A 22838-nucleotide genomic window follows, 5' to 3' on the forward strand; every position below is an offset into this window, starting at 1 on the left:
TTTTCAGTGGAGAAAAAATTCCTTTAGTTATCTATTGATTAATAGATTAGTTATATGTAAAAAATATTTAAAATGGCTCATTAGATACCTAATAATCTGATAGTCAATAGTTTTTTGTTATCTAGTGACCATCATGGACATTTCTCGGTTCTTTAAAATTTGCTGGTAATTATTTTTGATCGAATTCATGAGAACATTCAGAATACCATCAAATTTCAACTTCATCCACTCTATCCATGACTTTGAATATTATTGGAATTTCCTCCATTGTTGATTTTAAATTGCTCCAACTTATCACTTAATTCATTCGATATTGAAGTCAGGTATTTACTCTTTTCGAGATATGAAAGCATATTGGTTGAAACATCTTGGGAGGCAGATGCAACTTCTTCAGTTCCTGCGGCGGATTCTTCTGCTATTACTACCACGGCCTCAGCTAGACTCACAATATTTCTAATGTCACTCGATTGTTTTTGTGTCATTTCAATTATGGCACGTGATAGGTCAAGATTCTTTTCTGAAGCATCATTTATGCCTTTGAATTCTTGTGAAGTTGTTTGAGTGATCTCTTCACTTAGCTCCACTTTGACTTTCATTGATCCGATTGATTGACTGACATCTGAGGTGTTTTGTTGTACCTTAAAAACTAAATCTTTTATCTCTTTTACAGATCCTCTAGAACCATCTGCAAGCTTTCTTATTTCTTCGGCAATAACAGCAAAGCCCCGTCCCGCGTCCCCAGCTTGAGCGGCTTCAATCGATGCGTTTAGTGCAAGCAGATTGGTTTGGTCTGAGATTTTAGTGATTATGTCAAGGATGACTGATATTTCTTCTGACTGTCTTTCAAGATTCGACATGGCTTCTTCACTTCCCTTGGAGAGAAGACTCATCTCCTTCATACTTGCCAAAAGATTCTCCATCATTTCAGATCCATTTCTACTTCTTCTATTTACTTCATGAGCAGCATCTGTTATTATGTTGGATTGTGTTCCAATTTTTTCAGAAGATTCTAGCGTCTCCTCAATCAATCTTGAGGATTCGTCAACTTTCTTTACCTGATCTTGTGCCCCATTACTAATTTGTGAGATAGCTGTAGCAATTTCTGAGCTACTATTAGTCATTTCTTCACTCGAGAGGATCATTTCATTCGCAGAACACGCTACATCTTCAGTTAGTCTTTTTACCGCATATATCAGCTCATTTAATTCATCCAATGCATAATTAAGATTTTGAGTAAGGTGATAAACTTCACCATCTTCTTCCTTGAGATATCTGGATCTCAAATCTCCAGATGCCATATCCTCAATAATTTTATTTACGGCTTTTACAGGCTCCCAGATTGACTGCAAAAGTTGATTAATTGATCTGCTTAATTCCATCCATGCCCCCTCTTTTCCCTCAGTCCTTATTTGAATATCGAGCTTTCCTCGCTCAGCTGCAATCATTACGGCCTCTTGTGTGTCCTCTATAGCCTGCTTTAAATTGTCTCGCATTGCTAGAAGAGAATAGCCCAGCAGGTCTTCATCCGATGTTTTAACAAGTTTGGCATTAAGATTCCCTCTTCCAATTTCCAAGGCAAAATCTGCTTTTTTCCGCATTTCTCTCATCAGATGATTTACAGATTCTCCAATCTCAAGATTCTTGTCAAGTCTGCTGAGTTGAAGTTCATTATTAATACTTACATCACCTAGCGCCAAATTTCTTAATTGTTGATTGGCTTTGTCTAAGGATTTTACAAGGGTCATTCCAATTCGATGAGTAAACAAGGTGAGTAAAACCAGGAATACTGTCATTACTGATCCATTGATCCACAACCTTTTAATCAGTGGCGCCATGACTGCTGATTTAGGAACTACCATTGCAACTGACCATGGTTTTCCGTCTTTCACTGTTATTGGTGCGATTCCAATCATGACTTCTTCATCCAAGTAAGTGTCGAATGTGGTAAAGGAGTGATTTGCTCCATTTGCTATCATAGATGTGAGATCAGTATCCATTTTTAGATAGTCTAGTTCCTTTAAAAACGAATTCTGCCATGATTTTTTAGGATGAGATACGACCTTACCATCATTTGAGAATAGAATGGCATAAGAATTATTAAATAAATCTACTTCTGATAGTTTGGTGTAGTAATCCAGTGAAATATCTAGTCCAATCATCCCAACATATTGATTGTCTGCCATAATTGGATAGCAAGGAGATGTGGCTAGTAACATCTCCTTTGAAGCATTATCATAAGCTTCAAATAAATAGGGATTAGAAAGTACACCTTTGCCTTCTTCCTTGACTGTATAAAATAGCCCTTTAAGTTCGTCATTTTCAGCTGTGTCAGTGAGATTTATGGACTCTTGAATCTCAGTTCCGGAATAGTATTGATTAAATCTCTGTCGACCGTTGGTCCGAGTCCATGTTGAGTCAATATGGTTGCGTGACCAGCTCATAAATACAGCCATGTACTCAGGATTGTCTCTAAGCACTTCTCTCATTACAAGTCGCTGAATAGGCTCTCTTTTATAAGAAGGGTATTTGGCTATTCCCTCCATAATGTTTGATAAAGATCGCGCAATGGCCATATCCTGATTTAAAGCTGCACTTATTCTATTTGCCTCCCGCTGTGCGTGTTCATCAATGAGTTTTTTGGCTGAGTTTGAGAATTCCGTCCTGAGATTTAAAAGGCTACTCGTCATTTGAGCAATTGAAACTAGGGCGACTAGCATGACAATGCCAATAATGGCTTTGCGAATGGTTTTTACAAGCATGTTGATGGTAGTTTATGAAACGTTGGTTCAAGTCAGATATATTTTTTGCCCTGATTTAGACCGAATTTAAAGTTTGATAGAATGTCTAGTATCAAAACTTTTTGAATACCTACAAATCGCTTACATTTTGCTGATATACAGCATATAATGCCTTTATTAGGTGTGGCATAAAACTATTGATAACTTAAGCTACATCTTAGCACAGATCTCCCAATCAATAATGCATATGTCTCAAGGGATCAACTTGAAGTAGGTTTTAAGGAAGGCATTGAACGGAAGTCTTCCAATACTATCATAACTTTGGAGAAAAAAAATTGACCTAATCGAATTATGGCTACACTAATTATCAATAATCACGCAGAGTTTGAAGCACATCTTGGGAAGGTGATGGGGGAGTCAGAATGGCATCAGATCACCCAGGATCAGATCAATAAATTTGCTGATGCCACGCTAGATCATCAGTGGATCCATGTGGACGAAGAGCGTGCGAAAAGTGGACCTTTTGGGACAACCATTGCGCATGGCTATTTGACACTTTCGTTGATGCCTTACTTATGGGAGCAGATTGCAGAATTCAATAATGTGAAGATGCTTGTAAATTATGGTATTGATAAATTGAAATTTGGGCAGGCAGTAAAAGTGAATGATGAGATTAAACTCACTGCAACCCTGAAATCATTGGCTAATCTTAGAGGAATCTCTAAAGCGGAAGTAGATGCATTGCTTGAAATCAAAGGGGAGAAGAAGCCGGCCTTTAACGCCACGATGATTTTCTTGTATCACTTCGAATAAGACATAAAAAAAGCCCCGAAAGGGGCTTAAGTTTTGTTATACTTTAAGACTTAGCTCAGTGCTTTTTTCATGGTTTCTCCGATATCTGCAGGAGAATCTACCACGTGCAATCCGCACTCTGCCATGATTCTCATTTTGGCTGCTGCTGTATCATCTTTTCCACCGATAATGGCTCCTGCGTGACCCATTCTTCTTCCCGGAGGCGCTGTTTGCCCAGCAATGAATCCTACCACGGGCTTCTTATTTCCATTTTCTTTGATCCACTTCGCAGCGTCAGCTTCGTAGGATCCACCAATCTCACCGATCATAACGATTCCATCTGTTTCAGGATCTTCCATCAACATCTGCACGGCTTCTTTTGTGGATGTGCCGATGATTGGATCACCACCAATACCGATAGCCGTAGAAATGCCCATCCCCGCTTTTACCACCTGGTCAGCAGCTTCGTAGGTCAGTGTTCCTGATTTTGAAACGATTCCAACTTTTCCTTTTTTGAAAACAAAGCCTGGCATGATACCAACTTTAGCTTCCTCAGGCGTGATTACTCCAGGGCAGTTTGGTCCAACAAGCACCGCACCTCTAGCTTTTGCATAAGGCTTGGCGTGCATCATATCTTTAACAGGGATACCCTCAGTGATGGTCACGATTACTTTGATGCCTGCATCAGCCGCCTCCATGATGGCATCAGCCGCAAATGCTGGTGGTACAAAAATGATGGTCACGTCAGCACCAGTCTTATCAACAGCTTCCTTCACCGTGTTAAATACCGGCTTGTCCAGATGAGTCTGTCCACCTTTTCCAGGTGTCACACCTCCAACCACATTGGAGCCGTATTCGATCATCTGACCAGCGTGAAAAGTACCTTCAGAGCCTGTGAAACCCTGTACAATGATTTTAGAATCTTTATTTACAAGAACACTCATTTCTTTTAGATTTTCCGCAAAAATATATGATTAAAACTGTCTGCCAATTACTAAAGCAAAATGCCGCTCATAAAAGACCCGAAAACGCCGCAAGACGTTCTTGGATGTAAAATTATCTTTTGAATCTGATGGGGATTGGCACACTTTTCGTGACTATTCAAATGCGATTTTGTCATTGATGTGATTAAACTTTCGATGAATGAATGTGTCAGATAGTTAAAGAACGTTAATCGACAAAACTCTCTGCAAGGTGAGATCGTAAGAATAAGTAAGTAATTAATCCTCTTCATATTTACTTAGGTTTAAAATTAAAGGAGCTCTCGGGCTCCTTTTCTTATTTATGGCCGGATCGCTTAAAAGTCTCTTATTGAACTGCTATTTTCACTAACCGAAAGTGAAAAATATGCTCCAAACCGTTCGAACTTTTTTGGGAACAGAGGTAGACAACAGTCCGCTTGTTTTATTTCGAATGATTTTCGGATTCCTGGCCGCTGCTGAAAGTTTTGGAGCAATCCTGACTGGTTGGGTACATGAAACCTTTGTCGAGCCAAAATTCACGTTCACCATAATCGGGTTTGAGTGGCTCCAGCCACTTGATGGAAATGGAATGATTTTCTATTTCATGGCCATGGGCATTGCCGGGATTTTGATGATGCTGGGGTTGTTTTACCGAACGTCCGCATTTGTCTTTGCCGGGATGTGGACCATGGTTTACCTCATGCAAAAATCGCATTACAACAATCACTATTATTTGCTGGTGCTGATGAGTTGGGTCATGTTGCTGCTGCCGGCCCACAAGAGCAATTCCTTGGATGCCAAATGGGGACTTACAGTGTCCAAAAACACATGTGCCAGGATTTGTCACTGGTTTTTTATCATTCAGGTAGCGATTGTGTACCTGTATGCGAGCTTCAATAAGATGCATGCAGACTGGACTCTAGCCAAACCAATCGGTATCTGGTTTCAGTACAAAGCTGACTATTGGTTGATTGGCCCGTTGTTGCAGGAAGCATGGTTTCAGCATTTTATTGCCTGGGGTGGTATTGTTTATGATGGCACGATCATTTTCCTGCTTCTTCACCCGAAGACCCGAAAGATCGGTTTCATTTTATCCGTCATTTTCAACCTTGCCAACTCAGCGATTTTTCAGATCGGTATATTTCCATATCTAATGATTGGGCTTACGATATTCTTTTTTCCACCGGAATCGATCAGGCAGATTTTCTTTCCAAGAAGAAGTAAGGCGTTCCCCATACAACGAACGCTTTCGCTGGGGTGGACGTACGTCTTGATCATCTATTTTAGTATTCATCTGCTCCTACCTCTTCGTCATTTTCTATACGAAGGAAATGCCTCCTGGACGGAGGAAGGTCATCGGCTGGCGTGGCGGATGATGTTGAGAGTTAAAACTGGATATGCTAAGTTTTACGTGGTTGATAAGGAGACCAATGAAAGGGAGCGAATCAAATTGCAGGATTGGTTGTCCCGTGAGCAGCGATCCACCATCGCTGGTCAACCGGATATGATATGGCAGTTTGCACAACGCTTAAAGGACGAATATGCAAAGGAGCAAAAGGATGTATCGGTATTTGTGGAGGCAAAAATTTCATTAAATGGCGGGAAGAGAAAGCTGCTGATTGATCCGAATGTTGATCTGGCCAGTGTTCCCTGGGAGCCCTTCAGGCATTCCGACTGGATATTAACGTATGAGAACTATGATTGATTTAAGAAGCGATACGATTACCAAACCCACTCCTGAAATGCTCGAAGCAATGATGAGCGCAAGGGTAGGAGACGATGTACTTGGGGACGACCCGACAGTGAATAAACTCCAGGAAAAAATTGCTTCGCTCTTTGGGATGGAAGCAGCACTCTTTTGTCCTTCGGGCACTATGACTAATCAGATTGCCATGCGAATTCATACCCGCCCACAGGATGAGGTGATCTGTCATAAATATTCACATGTCTATATGTATGAAGGTGGTGGAATGATGTACAATTCCATGCTTTCACCCAAGCTACTGGAAGGAGATCGGGGGAGGATCACCGCAGATCAAATTCAAGAGAGTATTAATCCTGATGACATTCATTATCCAAAATCAAAGCTGGTGGTACTGGAAAATACCATGAACAAGGGGGGAGGCGCTATTTATGATCTGGAGGAGGTAAAAAGGATTAGAAAGGTCTGTGATGAAAATGACCTTGGACTTCACCTGGACGGTGCTCGGCTTTTTAATGCGATTTGTGAGACGGGCGAAAAACCTTCTGACTTTGGTCCGCTCTTCGACACTATTTCCATTTGTTTTTCCAAGGGTTTGGGAGCTCCGGTGGGTTCCGTGTTGCTGGGGACAAAGGAGAAAATCAATGAAGCCAAACGAGTAAGAAAGGTTTTCGGGGGAGGCATGAGGCAGGCTGGGTACCTGGCGGCTGCATGTATTTACGCATTGGATCATCATGTTACACGATTGAAGGAGGATCATCAAAGGGCAAGAACCATAGGGGAGGTAATGAGTAAACTATCTTTTATAGATGAAGTGATGCCTGTAGATACCAATATCGTCATTGTGAAACTGGCTGATGGAAAATCTGAAAAGTGGTTGCTGGAGGAGCAAAAAAAGCAGGGTATTCTGGCCGTTGGATTTGGAAAGGGGCTAGTAAGGTTTGTTACCCATATGGATTTTTCAGATGACGACCTCCAAGAATTTTCTGTCGCTATCAGGAAGATTTCTTAGTGACCAGCCACACACCGGAAAAGACAAAAGTCGCAGCAATCAGATGCTTGAGCAAAAACACCTCGCAAAAGAACAGAATGGCAGTGAGGGTGGCAAAGACAGGCTGCAAGTAAATGAATGCCCCCACAACCGATGAATTGACTCGGGTAAGTGTCCATGCGTTTAGGAAATAGACTAGCACGGTTACAATTAGAATAGCGTATGCAGCACTCAGCCATACCTCCATAGGAAAACAGGTAAAGTCAACTGAAATGGCTTCATTGAACCCAACCGGAACCACAAACAAAATGGCGATGGTGAACACCCACTTTACAACAGTCAGAGGTTCATATTTGGACATAAGAGGTTTCACAATAACCAGATAGCAGGCATAGCTGGCGCCATTGATCAACACCAAAATATCCCCCCTCCAGTCCCCTGTAGTCAACAGAGCATCCGGTTGATACAGGATAATGACTGCCCCGATGAGGCCAATCAAAACGCCAACTACCTTTACAGGGGTAATTTTTTCACCAGTTAGGAATGCTGCCCAGATCAAAACCAGCACAGGCGTCAGCGTCATAATAATGGATCCATTCACCGCCGAAGTGAGACTGATCCCTTTGTAAAAAAGTAGCTGATTGATTGCTACTCCGGTGAGCGCGCACGCCACAAGTCTCCATCCATCCACCTTCCAATCGATCTTGTGTTTGTCCACAGAATAGATGAGCCAAAAGATAGCCGATGAGATGGTGACACGATAAACGATGAACCCGAATGCTCCTATGTGCTCCGGCACCACCACCTTCAGCACACTGTAGTTGATGCCGTAAAAAAGACTGACCAGTGTGAGGATCAAATAAACTTTGAAATTGGAGCTATTCACGTGGCAAATGTAGGTGTGTGCCGAGGGGAGATTTACTTAATTTTAAAAAATGTTTAAGGACAACTCCCCACTTGCAGAACGTATGCGTCCGTCCAGGCTTTCAGACCTGGTGGGCCAGGAGCATTTGGTTGGTGCAAATGGCGTGCTGAGACGAGCGATCAGCTCCGGTCAGGTGCCCTCTATGATCCTTTGGGGACCACCCGGCACAGGGAAAACCACGATCGCCAATATCATAGCCAATGAAGTGAAAAGACCTTTTCACACCCTCAGTGCCATAAGTGCAGGGGTGAAGGAAGTGCGGGAAGTGATCCAGCTGGCGAGCAGAGGCACCAAGGCGATTTTGTTCATCGACGAGATTCACCGGTTTAATAAGGCCCAGCAAGATGCCCTTTTGGGGGCTGTAGAAAAAGGGGTGATCACCCTGATAGGGGCCACCACCGAGAACCCAAGTTTTGAGGTAAACTCTGCTTTGATCTCCCGCTCGCAGGTTTATACGCTCAATGCGCTCACCAGGGAGAATCTGATGACGCTGGTGGAGAAAGCCCTCAACGAAGATGAAGACCTGAAGAAAGAATCAGTGGTGCTGAAAGAAACAGAGGCACTTTTTAATCTCTCAGGTGGCGATGGCAGAAAACTTTTGAACCTGCTGGAGTTGGTGATCAAAAGTGATGAGGGCAAAGAAAAAGTGATCACTGATGAAAAGGTGATTGAGGCTGCCCAACGAAAGACGGTGCTGTATGACAAGAAAGGGGAGATGCACTATGATGTCATCTCGGCCTTTATTAAATCCATTCGGGGGAGCGATCCGAATGCAGCCGTGTATTACCTGGCACGAATGATCGAAGGAGGGGAGGATGTGAAGTTTATCGCACGCCGATTGGTGATTCTTGCGTCTGAAGATATTGGAAACGCCAACCCAACAGCTCTCGTGATGGCGACCAATGCCTTTCAGGCCGTAAACATGATCGGCTATCCTGAGTCACGGATTATCCTTTCGCAATGCGTGACCTACCTGGCTTCTTCACCTAAGAGCAATGCCAGCTATGTAGCCATCAATCAGGCGCAGGCGCTGGTGCAGAAGACCGGTGACTTACCAGTACCGATGGCCATCCGAAATTCACCCACCAAGCTTATGAAAGACCAAGGCTATGGAAAGGGCTATAAATACGCGCATGATCATCCGCTGAATTTTGCAGAGATGGAATTTCTGCCAGATGAAATACAAGGAACAAAACTTTACGAGCCCGGAAAAAATGCACGTGAGGAGGAACTCCGAAAATTCCTCCGCACACGCTGGAAAGATAAATATGGGTATTAGAATTTAAACGCTACTCCAAACTTGAGCATTAGCAGATCAGTTGTGGATTCTCTTGGTTCATTTTCATAAGTAAGATCACCAGGTGTGAGATTATCCGGATCATAATCTTCAGCCGAACCAGTAAATTGTACAGTCCATGCTTCGGTATCCTCTCCGTCATAGTATTTGGCTCGCTCCCCCTTGAAGAAGTCCGCACGGATATCAATGAAAAATTTCGCACCTACTTTGATCATGAATCCACCCCCATACCCGTAGCTAAAAATCCAGTCATCCAACACGGTTTCTCTTGATATTACATTGTCGTCATTATCCGAATATCTCCCATCGTTTGACCTATCCAGAATTTTTGTGTTTGTAGATATATACCTAAATCCGATTAAACCCTCCACATATGGCTGAACAAGCTCGAAAGGTGCCTGAGCCCGGATCAGTGCATGCGTTCCAAATATGCTATTTGTATTGACAATTCGAAGCGGAATATTTAGCGAAGCTATTACCTGATTGTTGGCAATTACATCTGCAGTCAAATCTTCATCCTGGGCATTTCTACCATAAACAATGTAGTTGAGATCCAATCCAAAGGAAACAGGAAACCCCTTTTGAAAGGGAACCCCAAACGAAAGATCAGCACCAAACCCGGTGGCATCTGTGTTTTCTCGAAATTCGTTTCTTGGCAATCCGAATGTTAAATCAAAGCTACCCCACTGAGCAAATGAGCAAATGGAGGCCAATAGTAGTGTCGAAGTAAGTAACTGTTTTTTCATGTTGGCTGTTGTTCGTGATACTTTAGCAAAAATCGTAACTTTTGCAATCATTTCAATTTTCGTACCATGTCTAAACTGATCGGTCCATTCAAAGAAGCAATCACACTGGAAAATACTCCGATGAAGGGGCCCCTGAACGACGAGTCGCTAGATTTATTGACCAATGTGGGGGTGTTGGTGGATGGTGAAAAAATCATAAAAACCGGATCTTTTGATGAGATGCGAAAGGAAGCCGATGAGATAGAGGAAGTAGAGGGTGACCATATTTTGCTCCCTGGGCTGATAGATTGCCATACCCATTTAGTGTGGGGAGGTACACGTTCGAGGGACTATACTTTACGAATGTCGGGTGAGTCTTACGAGAAAATTTTGGAGCAGGGCGGTGGCATTTTCGATTCCGTAGAAAAAACCAGAGCGGCTTCTTTGGAGAACCTGACTGCTGGTCTGATCAGGCGTGCCAATCGACATCTCAATGATGGTGTGACGACTATAGAGGTGAAAAGTGGATATGGCCTGGATGTGGAAAACGAACTGAAAATACTGGAAGTGGTGAAGGCTGCAAAATCAAGGGTAGAAGCGGACCTGATCCCAACATGTCTCGCCGCGCATGTTTGCCCGAAGGAGTTTAAGGACAAGAAGGAATTTTTGGCTTATCTGGAAAATGACCTTTTGCCACAATTATTGGTCAAAGGCCTTACTAATCGCATAGATATTTTCGTGGAGCCATCTGCCTTTCCCATGGAACTGGCCGAAGAATATCTGAGGGCCGCAAAAAAATTGGGCTTTGATTTAACGGTGCATGCAGATCAGTTTCACATTGGTGGCAGTCAAATAGCCGTGGAGCTTAGAGCGAGAAGTGCCGATCACCTGGAAGCCAGCACAGATCGGGAAATCGAAATGTTGGCAAAATCAAATACCGTAGCTGTAGCTCTACCTGGTGCCAGCATTGGGTTGGGAATGAATTTCACCCCTTCCAGAAAGCTTTTAGATGCAGGTGCATCGTTGGCAATCTCAACAGATTGGAATCCTGGTTCGGCCCCTATGGGAGACCTACTCACTCAGTCCGCTATTCTGGGCATTTATGAAAAGCTTTCGCCTGCAGAGATTTTCTCAGGGATCACTTTTAGAGCCGCCAATGCGCTCGGTCTTTCCGACAGGGGAAGGATTTCAGCTGGTATGAAAGCCGATATGATAGCATTTCCATTCGATGATTACCGTGAGATTCTGTACAACCAGGGTAAAGTGAAGCCGGACATGGTCTGGAAAAACGGAAAACAAGTAAAGCATGTATAAGCCAGGAAATAAATCAATTTGGAAGGGGCGACAGGATCCAGGTTCGGTTCGGGACGTGTGGCATCAGGTGGTTGAGGCAGGAGATTTGAATGCAAATATCCCGGAAGGCTTTTGCTTTCTTGGATTCTGCTCGGATGTTGGCGTGAAGCGAAACCTGGGTAGGGTCGGGGCTGTGGATGGCCCGGACGCGATTAGAAAAGCCATGGTGAATTTGGCCGTTCACTTTGATGAGCGAGTGAAGCTAACTGATGTTGGTGATGTGGTGGTCAGTGGCGATCAACTAGAGAATGCTCAGGTGGAATTGGCCAGGTATGTTGAGGCCATCCTAAAAAAGAAGTCCTTTCCAATCCTTCTGGGCGGAGGGCATGAGATCAGTTATGCACATGGAAAGGGAGTGCTAGATACTTTCCCGAATGAGAAAGTAGGGATGATCAATTTTGATCCTCACTTTGATCTGAGAGCATATCCTCAGGGTGCACATTCTGGTAGTTGGGCAAGGCAGTTGCTGGAGGAATATGCCAACTTTCACTATCTACCCATAGGCATTAATGAAGCTGTGAACATCGCTCCCATGTTTGAATTGATGCGTGAAAGGAATCAATCTTTCATATCTATGGAAGAATTATTGAGTGAATCCGAGGAGGAGTTGCTTGCACGAATTAAGTATTTCATAGATCAGATGGATCATATCGGTATCACGCTAGATCTGGATGTGTTCTCTGCTGGAGTAGCACCAGGAGTAAGTGCTGCAAACCCCTATGGTGCCTTACCACATCACATTAAGCCCTTGTTGAATGAAATTTTAAATTCAGCAAAAGTTGTCAGCTTTGATGTGGCAGAGATGAGTCCAAAATATGACGATGGCAGAACAGCAAAGCTGGCGGCTAGCTTTATTTATGACGTGGTGAGTGCGGAACTTTGTGGTTCATAACAGTTTATTTTTAAAGTTGTAATTTGAGTAATGGTATCACTTTCACTACGATGTTAGTTTTTATAGAAAAAATTTCTTTTGGAGGCTATAAATCCATAAACAACGTTGAGGTCAATTTTAAAAGGGGACTTAATCTCGTAATAGGACCAAACGGGGCTGGAAAGACTAATTTCTTAAACTTTTTGCATAAATCAATTCGAGGCTATGCGGATGGCATTGATCAATTTAAAATTGAAATTCTATATACAATTATCAAGGAAGGTCAATTGTTCCAAGAGGAAGTACATCATATTAAGTCAAAAAGTAGAATTATTCCCTTTAAGACAAACTTTAAGAAAGAGGTATCGCTTTCATATTCTATAAATGATTCTTCTGTGATAAATGAATCACGTGAACTTGAACAAGATCAAGAAGTTTCTGATTTTTTTGAGCATTTATTTGCACTTAAAGCACCTCTTCCCAATTTCTCTACAGTTTTTTTTCAACATAATATTCCTGAAAGCTTAGCATTCCTTTCAAAACCAGGTCAATATACATTCAATTATGACTGGGGAATGATCCATGGATTACCCGACAGTAAAAGATCAACCATATTTGAGAGATATATTTTAGATGTATATGCGTGGGATATTTTAGAGAAACTTAAGAAGGGGACAAAGCGAAATCTCAAAGATGTTGAAAGAGCAGATTTAGCAGAAGAACTAGTTGATGATTTTAGAAGATCCTCTCAAGTTTCACTTGATGACAAGCTATCCTATTTGCTAACTGAGTTTACTCATATAGCTGGTATTAGGGTAGCTTCTGGAATAACCACTAAATGGATAAAGAATGAGAGCTTTTCGTTAGGAAATATTTTTTTGGAATTTAAAATTGATGATGAATGGTACAGATGGGATTCTTTGTCTGACGGAACTCAAAGATTATTGTTAATGATAAGCACTATCCATTCGTACAACTCAGGTATTATGCTAATAGAAGAACCAGAACTTGGAATTCATCCACATCAACTGGATAGACTAATGAATTTCTTAAAAGAAGAGGCCGAATCAAAACAGATAATTGTGACTACTCATTCTCCTCAAGTTTTGGACATCTTAGATGAAGAGGATATTGATAGAATCATTATTGCTCAATACTCAGATAATCAGACAGAAATCAAAAATATTAATGAAGAACAGATTCAAAAAGCATTAATTTATACTCGCGAAAGTTTCTTGAGTGATTTTTGGCGTCATACAGACGAACTCAAATTATGATTAAGATTGGATTAGTGGGGGAAGATCCATATGATACGGAAAGTATTAAAAGACTTCTCCTTCAGAAATATAATGGAAAAGCTCAGTTTATACCATTAGTAAAAAGGATTAGAGGGACACAATTGGATACTCGAAAATTTTTCAACCTTCTTGAATCTGCAATTGAATCCGATAGTTCAATCTCGAATGTTATTCTTATTAGAGATTTGGATGGATTGTCAAGTGAAACCTGGAAATTGAATGCTAAGAAGGAATGGCATAGAAAGTGTCAAAGCTGCTCTCAGATTAAAAAATACCTTTTGTTGAACATATATGAGTTGGAAGCTCTCATCTTAGGAGACGTGGACTTCTTTAATAAGAAGTATGGGTGTAGAATTAAAATTGATGGAAAGCCTAGTTCGATTAAAAAACCTAAAGACCTATTGATATCAAAGACACGCAATACTACTAAGCGCTATCGTGTTGCTCACAACCCAGAGATTTTTGAAAAAATTAATTTTAGTAAGGTTTTGAAAGTATCAAGTGAATTGAAAGAAGTTATTGAGAAACTTGATGACTTAATGTGTTAGTCAATGATCGCAGTAGCCTCAATCTCCACCATCATATCAGGGTCGATAAGTGCCTTCACTTCCACCATGCTTGTGGCTGGCTTGATGTCTCCGAAGACTTCACCATGGGCTTTCCCAACCATGACCCATTGAGAAATATCTGTAACGTAAATCCTTGTGCGCACAACATCTTCTATTTTCCCGCCCGCCTTTTCTATTGCTTCTTTTATTATTTGCAGGCAAACCTGAGTCTGCTCATAAACATTATCACCCACCGTCTTCCCATCCCTGACCGGGGCAGTGCCAGAAACTTCAATGGTGTTTCCAATGCGCACTGCACGGCAATATCCTACCTGATTTTCCCATGGTGCTCCGGATGAAATGTTTGTTCTCATTACTATAAAAATAGAAAAGTCCGATCTGAAAAACCGGACTTTTGATCTTTTATTAAGAGCGGTGACTACCCCTCCTTGTGAAGGTGCACATCCATTTGTGGAAATGGAATATTCAATCCCACCTCGTTGAACTTGTTGTAAACCTTCTCATTCATATCAAAGAAAACCCCCCAATAATCGGTAGCTTCCACCCACACCCGAACCACAAAATTCACTGAGCTATCAGCAAGTGCTGATACGGCGATAAATGGTTCAGGATCCTTGAGTATCCGATCATCAGCATGGATGAGTGCCTTCAATGTGTCCCTCGTTTTTTGAGTACTGTCTCCATAGGCCACCCCGAAAGTAAAATCGACCCGTCTTTGAGGTTCTGTCGAGTAGTTGGTCAGTGATGAATTGGCCAGACTCCCATTTGGCAGGATGATAGTCTTATTGTCCGGTGACTTCAAGTAGGTATTAAAAATATGGATGGTATGGACTGTGCCGGAGTAGCTACCCGTATCTATCCAATCTCCAACCTTAAAAGGCTTTAGCAAAAGTATAATCACTCCTCCGGCAAAATTTTGGAGGGTTCCCTGCAATGCCAGGCCTACCGCCAGACCAGCGGCACCAAGCACAGCCACAAAGCTCGTTGCTTCTATGCCCACCATTCCTATGACTGAAATGAAGAGCATTATTTTGAGTGTCACAGAAATGAGCGTTTTCAGAAATGGTCTCAATGAAAGATCCACCTCGCGTTTTTGCATGGTTTTTCCAATGCCTCGAGTGATGATCCCAATTACCCATAATCCTAGAATCAGGGTGACAATTGCAGCCAAAACCTTTGGCCCCCAGGTCATCACCAGATCAATGGCGAGTTGTGAATATTTCGATGCTTCTGAGGTTACTTCTTCCATGTATAATTAGGTTTTTGTGATTGAGAATTGCTTTACGAAAGATACTAAAATTGAATATATCGCTAAGTAGAAATTCCATTCATGTAACACTCAGGCGATTGAAATGTTCTGAATAATTGTCGATCCGTTAAAAAGGCTATTTTTGTCGGATTGCGAAAATCGAAAAACCTAATTCATGAGAGAATTAAATAACTTCTTATCTACACTTGATGGTTTCATTGGCAGCTCCTGGTGGTTTCCGTATGCCCTTTTGGGGACTGGCCTTTTCTTCACGATTTATTTGAAATTTCCACAAATACGCTACTTCCGGTTTGCATTTCGGGTTGTGCGTGGAAAATTTGACAAAGAGGGCAATGAAGGTGACACCAACCACTTTCAGGCTTTGACCACCGCTCTTTCAGGAACCGTGGGGACTGGCAATATTGCAGGGGTGGCGCTAGCTGTTCATATTGGAGGGCCTGCTGCGGTATTTTGGATGCTCATGACTGCAGCGGTAGGTATGTGTACTAAGTTTGTAGAGGTTACGCTCTCGCACAAATACAGACAAAAGGCTGAAGATGGTACAATGGCCGGAGGACCTATGTATTACATGAAGAATAAATTGAACATGGGATGGCTGGCAGCCATTTTCGCCGGCGCTACTGTTCTCTCATCTTTTGGAACGGGATCTCTGCCACAGATCAATAGTATTGCAGATTCGCTCAACGCCACGTTCGGTTTTGATGAAATGATAGTAGGAGGAGTATTAGCAGTGCTTCTCGGCTTGGTAATCATAGGTGGTATCAAGCGTATTGCCGCTGTTACCTCCAGGCTGGTGCCTGCCATGGCAATCATCTATTTCATCGGTGCATTTGGTGTGATTTTCTACAACTATGAAAACATCATTCCTTCTTTCATTGCAATATTCTCTGATCTTTTTACCGGGTCGGCTGCCACAGGTGGGTTCCTTGGAGCCTCTATTGCTTTTGCTTTTGAAAAAGGAGTGGGAAGGGGATTATTTTCGAATGAGGCTGGTCAGGGTAGTGCGCCTATTGCCCACTCTGCAGCTAAGGCTAATCAGCCCATGTCGGAAGGGCTCGTGGCAATTCTGGAGCCGTTTATAGACACAATCGTAATCTGTTCTATCACAGCTCTTGTACTACTCTCTTCAGGAGTATGGAAAGAAAAATTCAACAATGAATTTGATTACGTGGATATGGTCGTGTTAGACGGAACATATACTGATACCACGGATGATGGGAAGGCTCAACTAGCCGCCCATATCAGTGGCAAAGAGACTTTGCCATTGTTCGATGGCGCACTTGAGGTGGAAAACGGAGTTATTCAAGATGCAGTCTCAGTAATCAATGCCCGATCCCTTGCAGAAAATGTGCGCGTGAAAAACAATGGTGAACTGGTAACGGGGACGGTAAATATCATCAATGGGAAACCAGAGGATTTGCTTCTCACATTCGAAGGAAAATCACTGGTGCATAGCTCACCTCTTACAGCAGAAGCCTTTACACGAAGCTTCTTTGGTGAAGGAGGAAAATACATTGTGTCGATCGGATTGTTGCTTTTTGCCTTCAGTACAGCCATTAGCTGGTCTTATTATGGTGATAGAGCTATGACTTACCTATTTGGAACAAAATCAGTGAAGTATTATCGTCTGGTCTATGTGGTGGCATTCTTTATTGCATCCTTTGCTGATACCACTATTATCTGGACATTGTCGGCCATAGCCATAGCGGTGATGACCCTGCCAAACTTATTTGGTATTCTGATGCTGCATAAGGATATGAAAAATACAGTTTCTGACTACTGGAGTAAGTTCAAGGCGGACTTCCCAGATGAGAAAACACCAGAGTAAAAATTTGAAGCTGTCTCAAAAGTGTCATTCTGAACGAATGTGAAGAATCTTTGAGTTTTTATATACCTGAATATCAAATATTTGGGATTCTTCGTTCCTCAGAATGACAGGCCAACTAGGGCTTTTGAGACACCCTCTTTTTCTATTGTCCATATTTTGGATTTCCCTCCGCAAAGGATTTGAAATCTTCCATGAAGGCAAATGACTGTTTTTTGAATGGACCCTTTCCCATGAAGAAAGCCATTAGTTTCATGAATCCTGTGAACTTGAATTCTGCTTCAGATATCCACTTTGTTTTCCCTCCCTCTTCTCTGAAATAGTTTCTCTGAATATTAGTCACTCCGTTTGCAATGTAGTTTGAGTGAAACTCATCAGGAAATCCATTGAATGTAATGGTTTCGATCATTTCGATTTTCCGCTTGCCCATTTCATATTTCAGCAAGGACTCAGCTCCGGGCTTGCCTGGCTCCCCCGAAATATGCTCAAAGCTGATCAGCCCTTTTTGCCAGTACTTCATATTGTCAGGATTATCAAAAAACTTGACCACCTCATCCCGAGGTTTATCAATCACGATTTCAAGGGTGTATTTCATAGTCGGTTATTTTTGGGATCAATGATAAGATGTCCTTTAAAAGTTAAAAAGTATTTGTAAAAAATCACCCGAATGGGTGATCACTTCTTTTTGGAGGATTTAGCCTCTTTGTTGAAAATAAGACATTGATCCACCCAAGTGCTCAGTTCTTCCCTATTATCCCATCCTTCCGCATCCAGATAGAGGTAGCCTTTCATGGGGCGCTTGGTAAAATCCATCACTCGGGCATTGGGTCTTTTTAGAAATTCATCGTATTCATGTGGGCCTACCCGGGCCATCAAATCATCTTTGATCACCCCCACGCACATTTTGTCATCGACCATGATGCATAGTCCGCCCATCATTTTCTTCTCCACAAAAGGAACCTTTCTTTCCTTTAGTTCTTGTCGTAGCATATCAGCCAAGTGTTCATTGAAAGCCATATCATTAAAATTAAAAATAGATGTTCAAATTTCGGTTGTACCTCGGAAGCCTGCCAGCTACTTTTGAATCATGACAGCCACTCTTCCATCTACTGACGAAATGTACCAGGCACTTTTGGACAAGGACTCTCACTACGAGGGAGTTTTTGTAGTAGGGGTGCGCACTACAGGTATTTTTTGCCGACCTACGTGTACTGCCAGAAAACCTAAACCAGAGAATGTTGAATTCTTTCCTACCACCAGGGATGCACTGGCAAATGGGTATCGTGCATGCAAAGTGTGTCGTCCGATGAAGCGACATGAAGAATCTCCTGAATGGTTGGTGCCATTGCTAAAACGAATTGAAGATGAGCCTGAGAAAAAGTGGCGAGATTATGAGTTGACGGAGATGGGGTTTAGTCCCTCCCGTGTCAGAAGGTACTTCAAAAAGACTCATGGCATCACCTTTCAGGCATACCTTAGAATGAGTCGGATAAATGGAGCATTTTTGAAAATAAAGGAAGGCCAGACAGTGACACAATCTGCGTTTGAGCAGGGGTACGATTCGTTGAGTGGCTTCTCGGAAACATTTAAGAATTTGACAGGATTTTCACCGGGAAAAGAAGGCCAGCTGGTCACGATCAATCGGATACCAACGCCACTTGGACCTATGATGGTAGGCGTAACAGATGCAGGTCTGTGCCTGCTTGAGTTTGCCGATCGAAAGATGCTGGAGACTCAGATCGAGGTGCTGAAGAAGCGAATGAAGTGTGAGCTGGTCACGGGAAAACATCCGATGATTGACAAAGTCACGGAACAACTCAATGAATATTTTGAAGGGAAGAGGAAAGACTTTGATTTGCCGCTAGTGGTTTCTGGTACAGACTTTCAGCAGCGGGTTTGGGATGCTCTTTTGAAGATTCCTTATGGAGTGACACGATCGTACAAACAGCAGGCGGATGTTGTGGGGGATGTAAAAGCAGTAAGAGCGGTAGCAAGGGCTAATGGTGAAAATCGGATTGCGATCATTATCCCATGCCACCGCATCATTGGTTCAGATGGAAGCATCGTTGGCTATGGGGGAGGGGTGCATCGAAAGCAATGGCTGCTCAAGCATGAGTTTGAGAATCAGTGACCCTCATTTGGAAGGTGTCATGCCTGCCTGAGGCAGACAGGCTGACGAAGGAAGTACCTCAAGATAAATGAAATCTTTCACTGCGTTCATGAAAACATTCAAAACTCAATTTCAGCCTCCACCTGTGTACTCACCAAATCCTCAATAGTTTCTCTTCGTCTCACAAGGTGATCTTTTCCATTGTGGAAAATTACTTCGGCTGGTCTGGGTCTGGAGTTATAGTTAGATGCCATTGTAGAGCAATAAGCACCGGCATTTCTAAAAACCAGCAGATCATTTTTCCGTACTTCGGGAATTATCCGGTCGGAAGCAAAAGAATCCGTCTCGCAGACATATCCCACCACATTGTACACCTTCTTTTCACCATCCGGATTGGAGAGGTTTTCAATGTGATGATAGGCATTGTAGAACATCGGTCGGATGAAGTGATTGAAGCCGGTATCCAACCCGATGAAGGTGCATGAAGTGGTTTGCTTGATGAGGTTTGCTTTCGCTATGAAATAGCCAGCATTGCTAACCATGTATTTTCCAGGTTCAAATTCCAGGGTGTATTCCTTGCCCTGTTTCCCACAGAATTCATTAAAGGCATTGCTGAATTTCTTTCCAAAGCTGGCAATGTCCGTATGGAGGTCGTCGGGCTTGTAGGCCACCTTGAATCCGCTTCCAAAATCAATATGGGTGACCGTATCAAATTTCTCTACCACACTAAAAACCAACTCTGCAGCTTTAATGAAAATGTCTGCATCCAGAATGTCTGATCCGGTATGTACATGCACTCCCATCACATTGATGTTGAGCTTTTTCACAATTCGCTCAATATTGGGAACCTGATGGATCGAAATGCCAAATTTGGAGTCGATGTGGCCCACAGAGATTTTCTGGTTTCCACCTGCCATCAGGTGAGGATTGATGCGAATATAAATTGGCAAGTCAGGGTGATTGATGCCGAAGTATTCCAGCGTGTAGAGGTTGTCTACATTGATTTTTACGCCGAGCTCAATAGCTTGCTCATACTCTTCAGTAGAGATGTTGTTGGGTGTGAAGAGAATATCATCCGCAGGAAAGCCTGCCCGCAATCCCAGGTGAACCTCCTCAATGGAAACACAATCCAATCCTGCACCCAGGGATTTGAAAAGCTTCAGCACCGCCTGATTGTTTAGTGCCTTGCAAGCGTAATGCACCTTTAGCTTATTCACCATGAATGCCTCAACAAACTTTTGATAGTTGTTCTTCATTTGGTTGGTATCATAGACATAAAGTGGGGAGCCATAGGTTTCAGCGGCTCGAATCAGGCTTGAGTTTTCCATCATGTACGTTTTGTATGTGTTAAAATAAAAAAACCGGAGGGATGCTCCGGTTCTTGAAAATATTATTGGTTTGTTAATTCTATTCAATAGCCGGACATAAGTAGTCGTTTTGACTTCTTGTCAGATTTTCTCTTTTTATCTGTCCAGCTTTTAATCATGGGTCAAAAATAAAAGATTTTACTTAGCAAACGCTACTGCTCGTGTTTCCCTGATCACTGTCACTTTTATTTGTCCGGGATACTGCATGTCTTTTTCGATCTTCTGAGAAATATTGAACGATAAATCAGAAGCCTGCTTGTCATCCACATTCTCAGCATCTACAAGCACACGCAGTTCACGACCGGCCTGAATGGCGTAGCATTTATTCACCCCATCAAAATTGAGCGCGATACCCTCCAGATCTTTCAATCGCTTCAGGTACTGTTCCATAATTTCTCTCCTGGCTCCAGGCCTGGAGCCAGAGATGGCATCACATGCCTGAACGATAGGGGAGATCATAGAAGTCATCTCAATCTCATCGTGGTGAGCACCAATGGCATTGCACACTTCAGCGTTTTCCTTGTATTTCTCTGCCAGCTCCATTCCTATGATTGCGTGAGGTTTCTCCGGCTCATCCGGCCACACTTTTCCTATATCGTGAAGTAGTCCGGCACGCTTAGCAAGCTTAGGATTTAGTCCCAATTCTGAAGCCAGAGTTGCGCATAAATTAGCAACTTCTCGTGAGTGCTGAAGAAGATTCTGACCATAAGAAGAGCGGAATCTCATTCTTCCTATCATCTTTATCAACTCGGGATGCAGTCCGTGAATGCCCAGGTCAATAACCGTTCGCTCGCCAATCTCCACGATTTCATCGCCAATATTTTTAGAGGTTTTATTCACGATCTCTTCAATTCGGGCAGGGTGGATTCTGCCATCCTGCACCAGGCGATGCAGCGATAGCCTGGCAATCTCTCTTCGAACTGGATCAAAACCCGAAATGATGATGGCTTCCGGGGTATCGTCAACAATGATTTCCACACCAGTCGCAGCTTCCAATGCCCGTATATTTCTTCCTTCGCGCCCAATGATTTTTCCTTTGATGTCATCACTTTCAATATTGAAAACAGAGACAGTATTTTCAATAGCATGCTCAGTAGCTGTTCGCTGGATGGCTTCTACCACCACTTTCTTTGCTTCTTTCGTGGCAGTCATTTTAGCTTCCTCTATGATCTCTTTGATGTGAGCCGAAGCGCTGGTGCGAGCTTCGTCTTTCAGAGCTTCCATGAGTTGGGCTTTTGCTTCCTCGGCAGGCAGGTTGGCTGCTTTCTCCAGGATAGCCACCTGTTGTTTCTGCATTTTTTCAAATTCTTCCTTGCGCTGACGGGCAATCTCCATCTGATTGGCGAGCGTCTCTTTGAGCCCACTCAGCTCATCTTCTTTGCGCTTGACTTGCTCAAATTGCTTATTCAGGCTGGCTTCTTTCTGCTTGAGTTTTTGTTCATTGGTCAGCAGGATATTCTTTTTGCGAGTTGATTCTTCCTCAAACTCGCTTCGCATCTTGAAGAGGTTCTCTTTCGCCTCATGGATTTTATCCTTCTTGATGCTCTCAGCGGTAACTTCTGCCTCTTTCAGGATCAGCTTACTTTGCTCTTCGGCTTCCTTTACTTTTTTGCTTGCATTCTTGCCCTGTAGGGCCCGGCCTATCAGCAGGCCAATCGCAACTCCTGCTACCGCAGCAATTGCTATTATGATCGTGGTGTCCATTGGTATTTGATTTATCAAACAACAGGACAGTCAGGTCACATCAAGGGGTATGTATCAGATTGAGTTGGCTATAAGCTGGTTTAGTCTTGAGATTTCGTTTAGTGCATAATCGTCAGATGCTTCCGATGATTCTTCACGCTTCAGTTTCTCTACAAGGCAATCAAAAGCTACCATTGCTACCAGGTCTTGCGTATCGTCTATGCCGAACTGGTTTTGGTAATTTTTTATTTTCTCATTTAAAAGTTTCCCCGCTTTTCTAATCCGCTCTTCGTCTTCCGCTTTCACTCTCATGGGATACTCTCTGTTCCCAATTCTGATTTTTATGGATAGTTCTGCCAT

The 22838-nt window shown here is 42.7% G+C and carries 21 protein-coding genes; 10 read left to right on the forward strand and 11 right to left on the reverse strand.

Features of this window, described 5'->3' with window-relative positions:
• Positions 1 to 230 precede the first annotated feature (230 nt).
• Positions 231 to 2759: a methyl-accepting chemotaxis protein gene (locus RLN88_RS02560; RefSeq protein ID WP_350219807.1), complete on the reverse strand. Its 2529-nt coding sequence runs from the start codon at positions 2757 to 2759 to the stop codon at positions 231 to 233.
• A gap of 330 nt (positions 2760 to 3089) precedes the next feature.
• On the opposite strand from RLN88_RS02560, the gene RLN88_RS02565 reads away from it, so the two are divergent.
• Positions 3090 to 3551 carry a MaoC family dehydratase gene (locus RLN88_RS02565; RefSeq protein ID WP_350219808.1) on the forward strand — a complete coding sequence of 154 codons (462 nt, stop codon included), beginning with the start codon at positions 3090 to 3092 and terminating at the stop codon, positions 3549 to 3551.
• 50 nt (positions 3552 to 3601) lie between these two features.
• Here RLN88_RS02565 and sucD read toward each other — a convergent pair whose 3' ends face one another.
• Positions 3602 to 4474 carry a succinate--CoA ligase subunit alpha gene (gene sucD, locus RLN88_RS02570; protein ID WP_350219809.1) on the reverse strand — a complete coding sequence of 291 codons (873 nt, stop codon included), beginning with the start codon at positions 4472 to 4474 and terminating at the stop codon, positions 3602 to 3604.
• A 403-nt stretch (positions 4475 to 4877) separates the two neighbouring features.
• Between sucD and RLN88_RS02575 the strand changes: the two genes are divergently transcribed.
• Both RLN88_RS02575 and RLN88_RS02580 read left to right on the forward strand, forming a co-directional pair.
• Entirely contained in the window at positions 4878 to 6197 is a 1320-nt protein-coding gene (locus RLN88_RS02575; RefSeq protein ID WP_350219810.1) for an HTTM domain-containing protein, read from the forward strand.
• On the forward strand, positions 6190 to 7206 hold the full coding sequence (locus RLN88_RS02580) for a threonine aldolase family protein (protein ID WP_350219811.1): 1017 nt from the start codon (positions 6190 to 6192) through the stop codon (positions 7204 to 7206). Before RLN88_RS02575 ends, RLN88_RS02580 begins: the two co-directional genes overlap by 8 nt.
• On the opposite strand, the gene RLN88_RS02585 is transcribed toward RLN88_RS02580, so the two are convergent.
• Complete coding sequence (locus RLN88_RS02585; RefSeq protein WP_350219812.1) at positions 7190 to 8071, reverse strand: DMT family transporter; 882 nt, start codon at positions 8069 to 8071, stop codon at positions 7190 to 7192. The genes RLN88_RS02580 and RLN88_RS02585 overlap by 17 nt on opposite strands.
• A 49-nt stretch (positions 8072 to 8120) precedes the next feature.
• On the opposite strand from RLN88_RS02585, the gene RLN88_RS02590 reads away from it, so the two are divergent.
• Complete coding sequence (locus tag RLN88_RS02590) at positions 8121 to 9389, forward strand: replication-associated recombination protein A (protein WP_350219813.1); 1269 nt, start codon at positions 8121 to 8123, stop codon at positions 9387 to 9389.
• Here the strand turns inward: RLN88_RS02590 and RLN88_RS02595 are convergent.
• Positions 9386 to 10153 (reverse strand): hypothetical protein, encoded by a 768-nt coding sequence (locus tag RLN88_RS02595; RefSeq protein WP_350219814.1) that lies wholly within the window; start codon positions 10151 to 10153, stop codon positions 9386 to 9388. The two genes, RLN88_RS02590 and RLN88_RS02595, sit on opposite strands and share 4 nt — an antisense overlap.
• A gap of 66 nt (positions 10154 to 10219) precedes the next feature.
• Between RLN88_RS02595 and hutI the strand changes: the two genes are divergently transcribed.
• From hutI to RLN88_RS02615, 4 genes are read left to right on the forward strand one after another with little or no spacing between them, the layout of a single operon-like run.
• Complete coding sequence (gene hutI, locus RLN88_RS02600; protein ID WP_350219815.1) at positions 10220 to 11446, forward strand: imidazolonepropionase; 1227 nt, start codon at positions 10220 to 10222, stop codon at positions 11444 to 11446.
• Positions 11439 to 12377 carry a formimidoylglutamase gene (gene hutG, locus RLN88_RS02605; RefSeq protein ID WP_350219816.1) on the forward strand — a complete coding sequence of 313 codons (939 nt, stop codon included), beginning with the start codon at positions 11439 to 11441 and terminating at the stop codon, positions 12375 to 12377. Before hutI ends, hutG begins: the two co-directional genes overlap by 8 nt.
• A gap of 23 nt (positions 12378 to 12400) precedes the next feature.
• A complete protein-coding gene (locus RLN88_RS02610; protein WP_350219817.1) occupies positions 12401 to 13633 on the forward strand; it encodes an AAA family ATPase in 1233 nt (410 codons plus the stop codon).
• Positions 13630 to 14202 carry a hypothetical protein gene (locus RLN88_RS02615; RefSeq protein WP_350219818.1) on the forward strand — a complete coding sequence of 191 codons (573 nt, stop codon included), beginning with the start codon at positions 13630 to 13632 and terminating at the stop codon, positions 14200 to 14202. The genes RLN88_RS02610 and RLN88_RS02615 overlap by 4 nt, the downstream gene beginning before the upstream one ends.
• Here RLN88_RS02615 and RLN88_RS02620 read toward each other — a convergent pair.
• Positions 14199 to 14576 (reverse strand): RidA family protein, encoded by a 378-nt coding sequence (locus tag RLN88_RS02620; protein ID WP_350219819.1) that lies wholly within the window; start codon positions 14574 to 14576, stop codon positions 14199 to 14201. The genes RLN88_RS02615 and RLN88_RS02620 overlap by 4 nt on opposite strands.
• A 65-nt stretch (positions 14577 to 14641) precedes the next feature.
• The gene (locus tag RLN88_RS02625) at positions 14642 to 15472 is read right to left on the reverse strand and encodes a mechanosensitive ion channel family protein (RefSeq protein ID WP_350219820.1); all 831 of its coding nucleotides are present in this window, start codon (positions 15470 to 15472) and stop codon (positions 14642 to 14644) included.
• Between the two features lie 175 nt (positions 15473 to 15647).
• Here RLN88_RS02625 and RLN88_RS02630 point away from each other — a divergent pair, with 175 nt between their 5' ends.
• Positions 15648 to 17321 carry an alanine/glycine:cation symporter family protein gene (locus RLN88_RS02630; RefSeq protein WP_350219821.1) on the forward strand — a complete coding sequence of 558 codons (1674 nt, stop codon included), beginning with the start codon at positions 15648 to 15650 and terminating at the stop codon, positions 17319 to 17321.
• A 142-nt stretch (positions 17322 to 17463) separates the two neighbouring features.
• Here RLN88_RS02630 and RLN88_RS02635 read toward each other — a convergent pair whose 3' ends face one another.
• Together RLN88_RS02635 and RLN88_RS02640 are read right to left on the reverse strand one after the other, a co-directional pair.
• Positions 17464 to 17913 (reverse strand): SRPBCC family protein, encoded by a 450-nt coding sequence (locus RLN88_RS02635; RefSeq protein ID WP_350219822.1) that lies wholly within the window; start codon positions 17911 to 17913, stop codon positions 17464 to 17466.
• An 80-nt stretch (positions 17914 to 17993) separates the two neighbouring features.
• Entirely contained in the window at positions 17994 to 18308 is a 315-nt protein-coding gene (locus RLN88_RS02640; protein ID WP_350219823.1) for a TfoX/Sxy family protein, read from the reverse strand.
• A gap of 97 nt (positions 18309 to 18405) precedes the next feature.
• Between RLN88_RS02640 and RLN88_RS02645 the strand changes: the two genes are divergently transcribed.
• On the forward strand, positions 18406 to 19449 hold the full coding sequence (locus RLN88_RS02645) for a bifunctional transcriptional activator/DNA repair enzyme AdaA (protein ID WP_350219824.1): 1044 nt from the start codon (positions 18406 to 18408) through the stop codon (positions 19447 to 19449).
• A 98-nt stretch (positions 19450 to 19547) separates the two neighbouring features.
• On the opposite strand, the gene lysA is transcribed toward RLN88_RS02645, so the two are convergent.
• From lysA to RLN88_RS02660, 3 genes are all read right to left on the reverse strand, one after another.
• The gene (gene lysA, locus RLN88_RS02650) at positions 19548 to 20759 is read right to left on the reverse strand and encodes a diaminopimelate decarboxylase (RefSeq protein ID WP_350219825.1); all 1212 of its coding nucleotides are present in this window, start codon (positions 20757 to 20759) and stop codon (positions 19548 to 19550) included.
• A gap of 174 nt (positions 20760 to 20933) precedes the next feature.
• A complete protein-coding gene (gene rny / locus RLN88_RS02655; RefSeq protein ID WP_350219826.1) occupies positions 20934 to 22499 on the reverse strand; it encodes a ribonuclease Y in 1566 nt (521 codons plus the stop codon).
• Between the two features lie 54 nt (positions 22500 to 22553).
• A complete protein-coding gene (locus RLN88_RS02660; protein WP_350219827.1) occupies positions 22554 to 22838 on the reverse strand; it encodes a cell division protein ZapA in 285 nt (94 codons plus the stop codon).

Source organism: Ekhidna sp., assembly GCF_040223195.1.
Lineage (GTDB): Bacteria > Bacteroidota > Bacteroidia > Cytophagales > Cyclobacteriaceae > Ekhidna.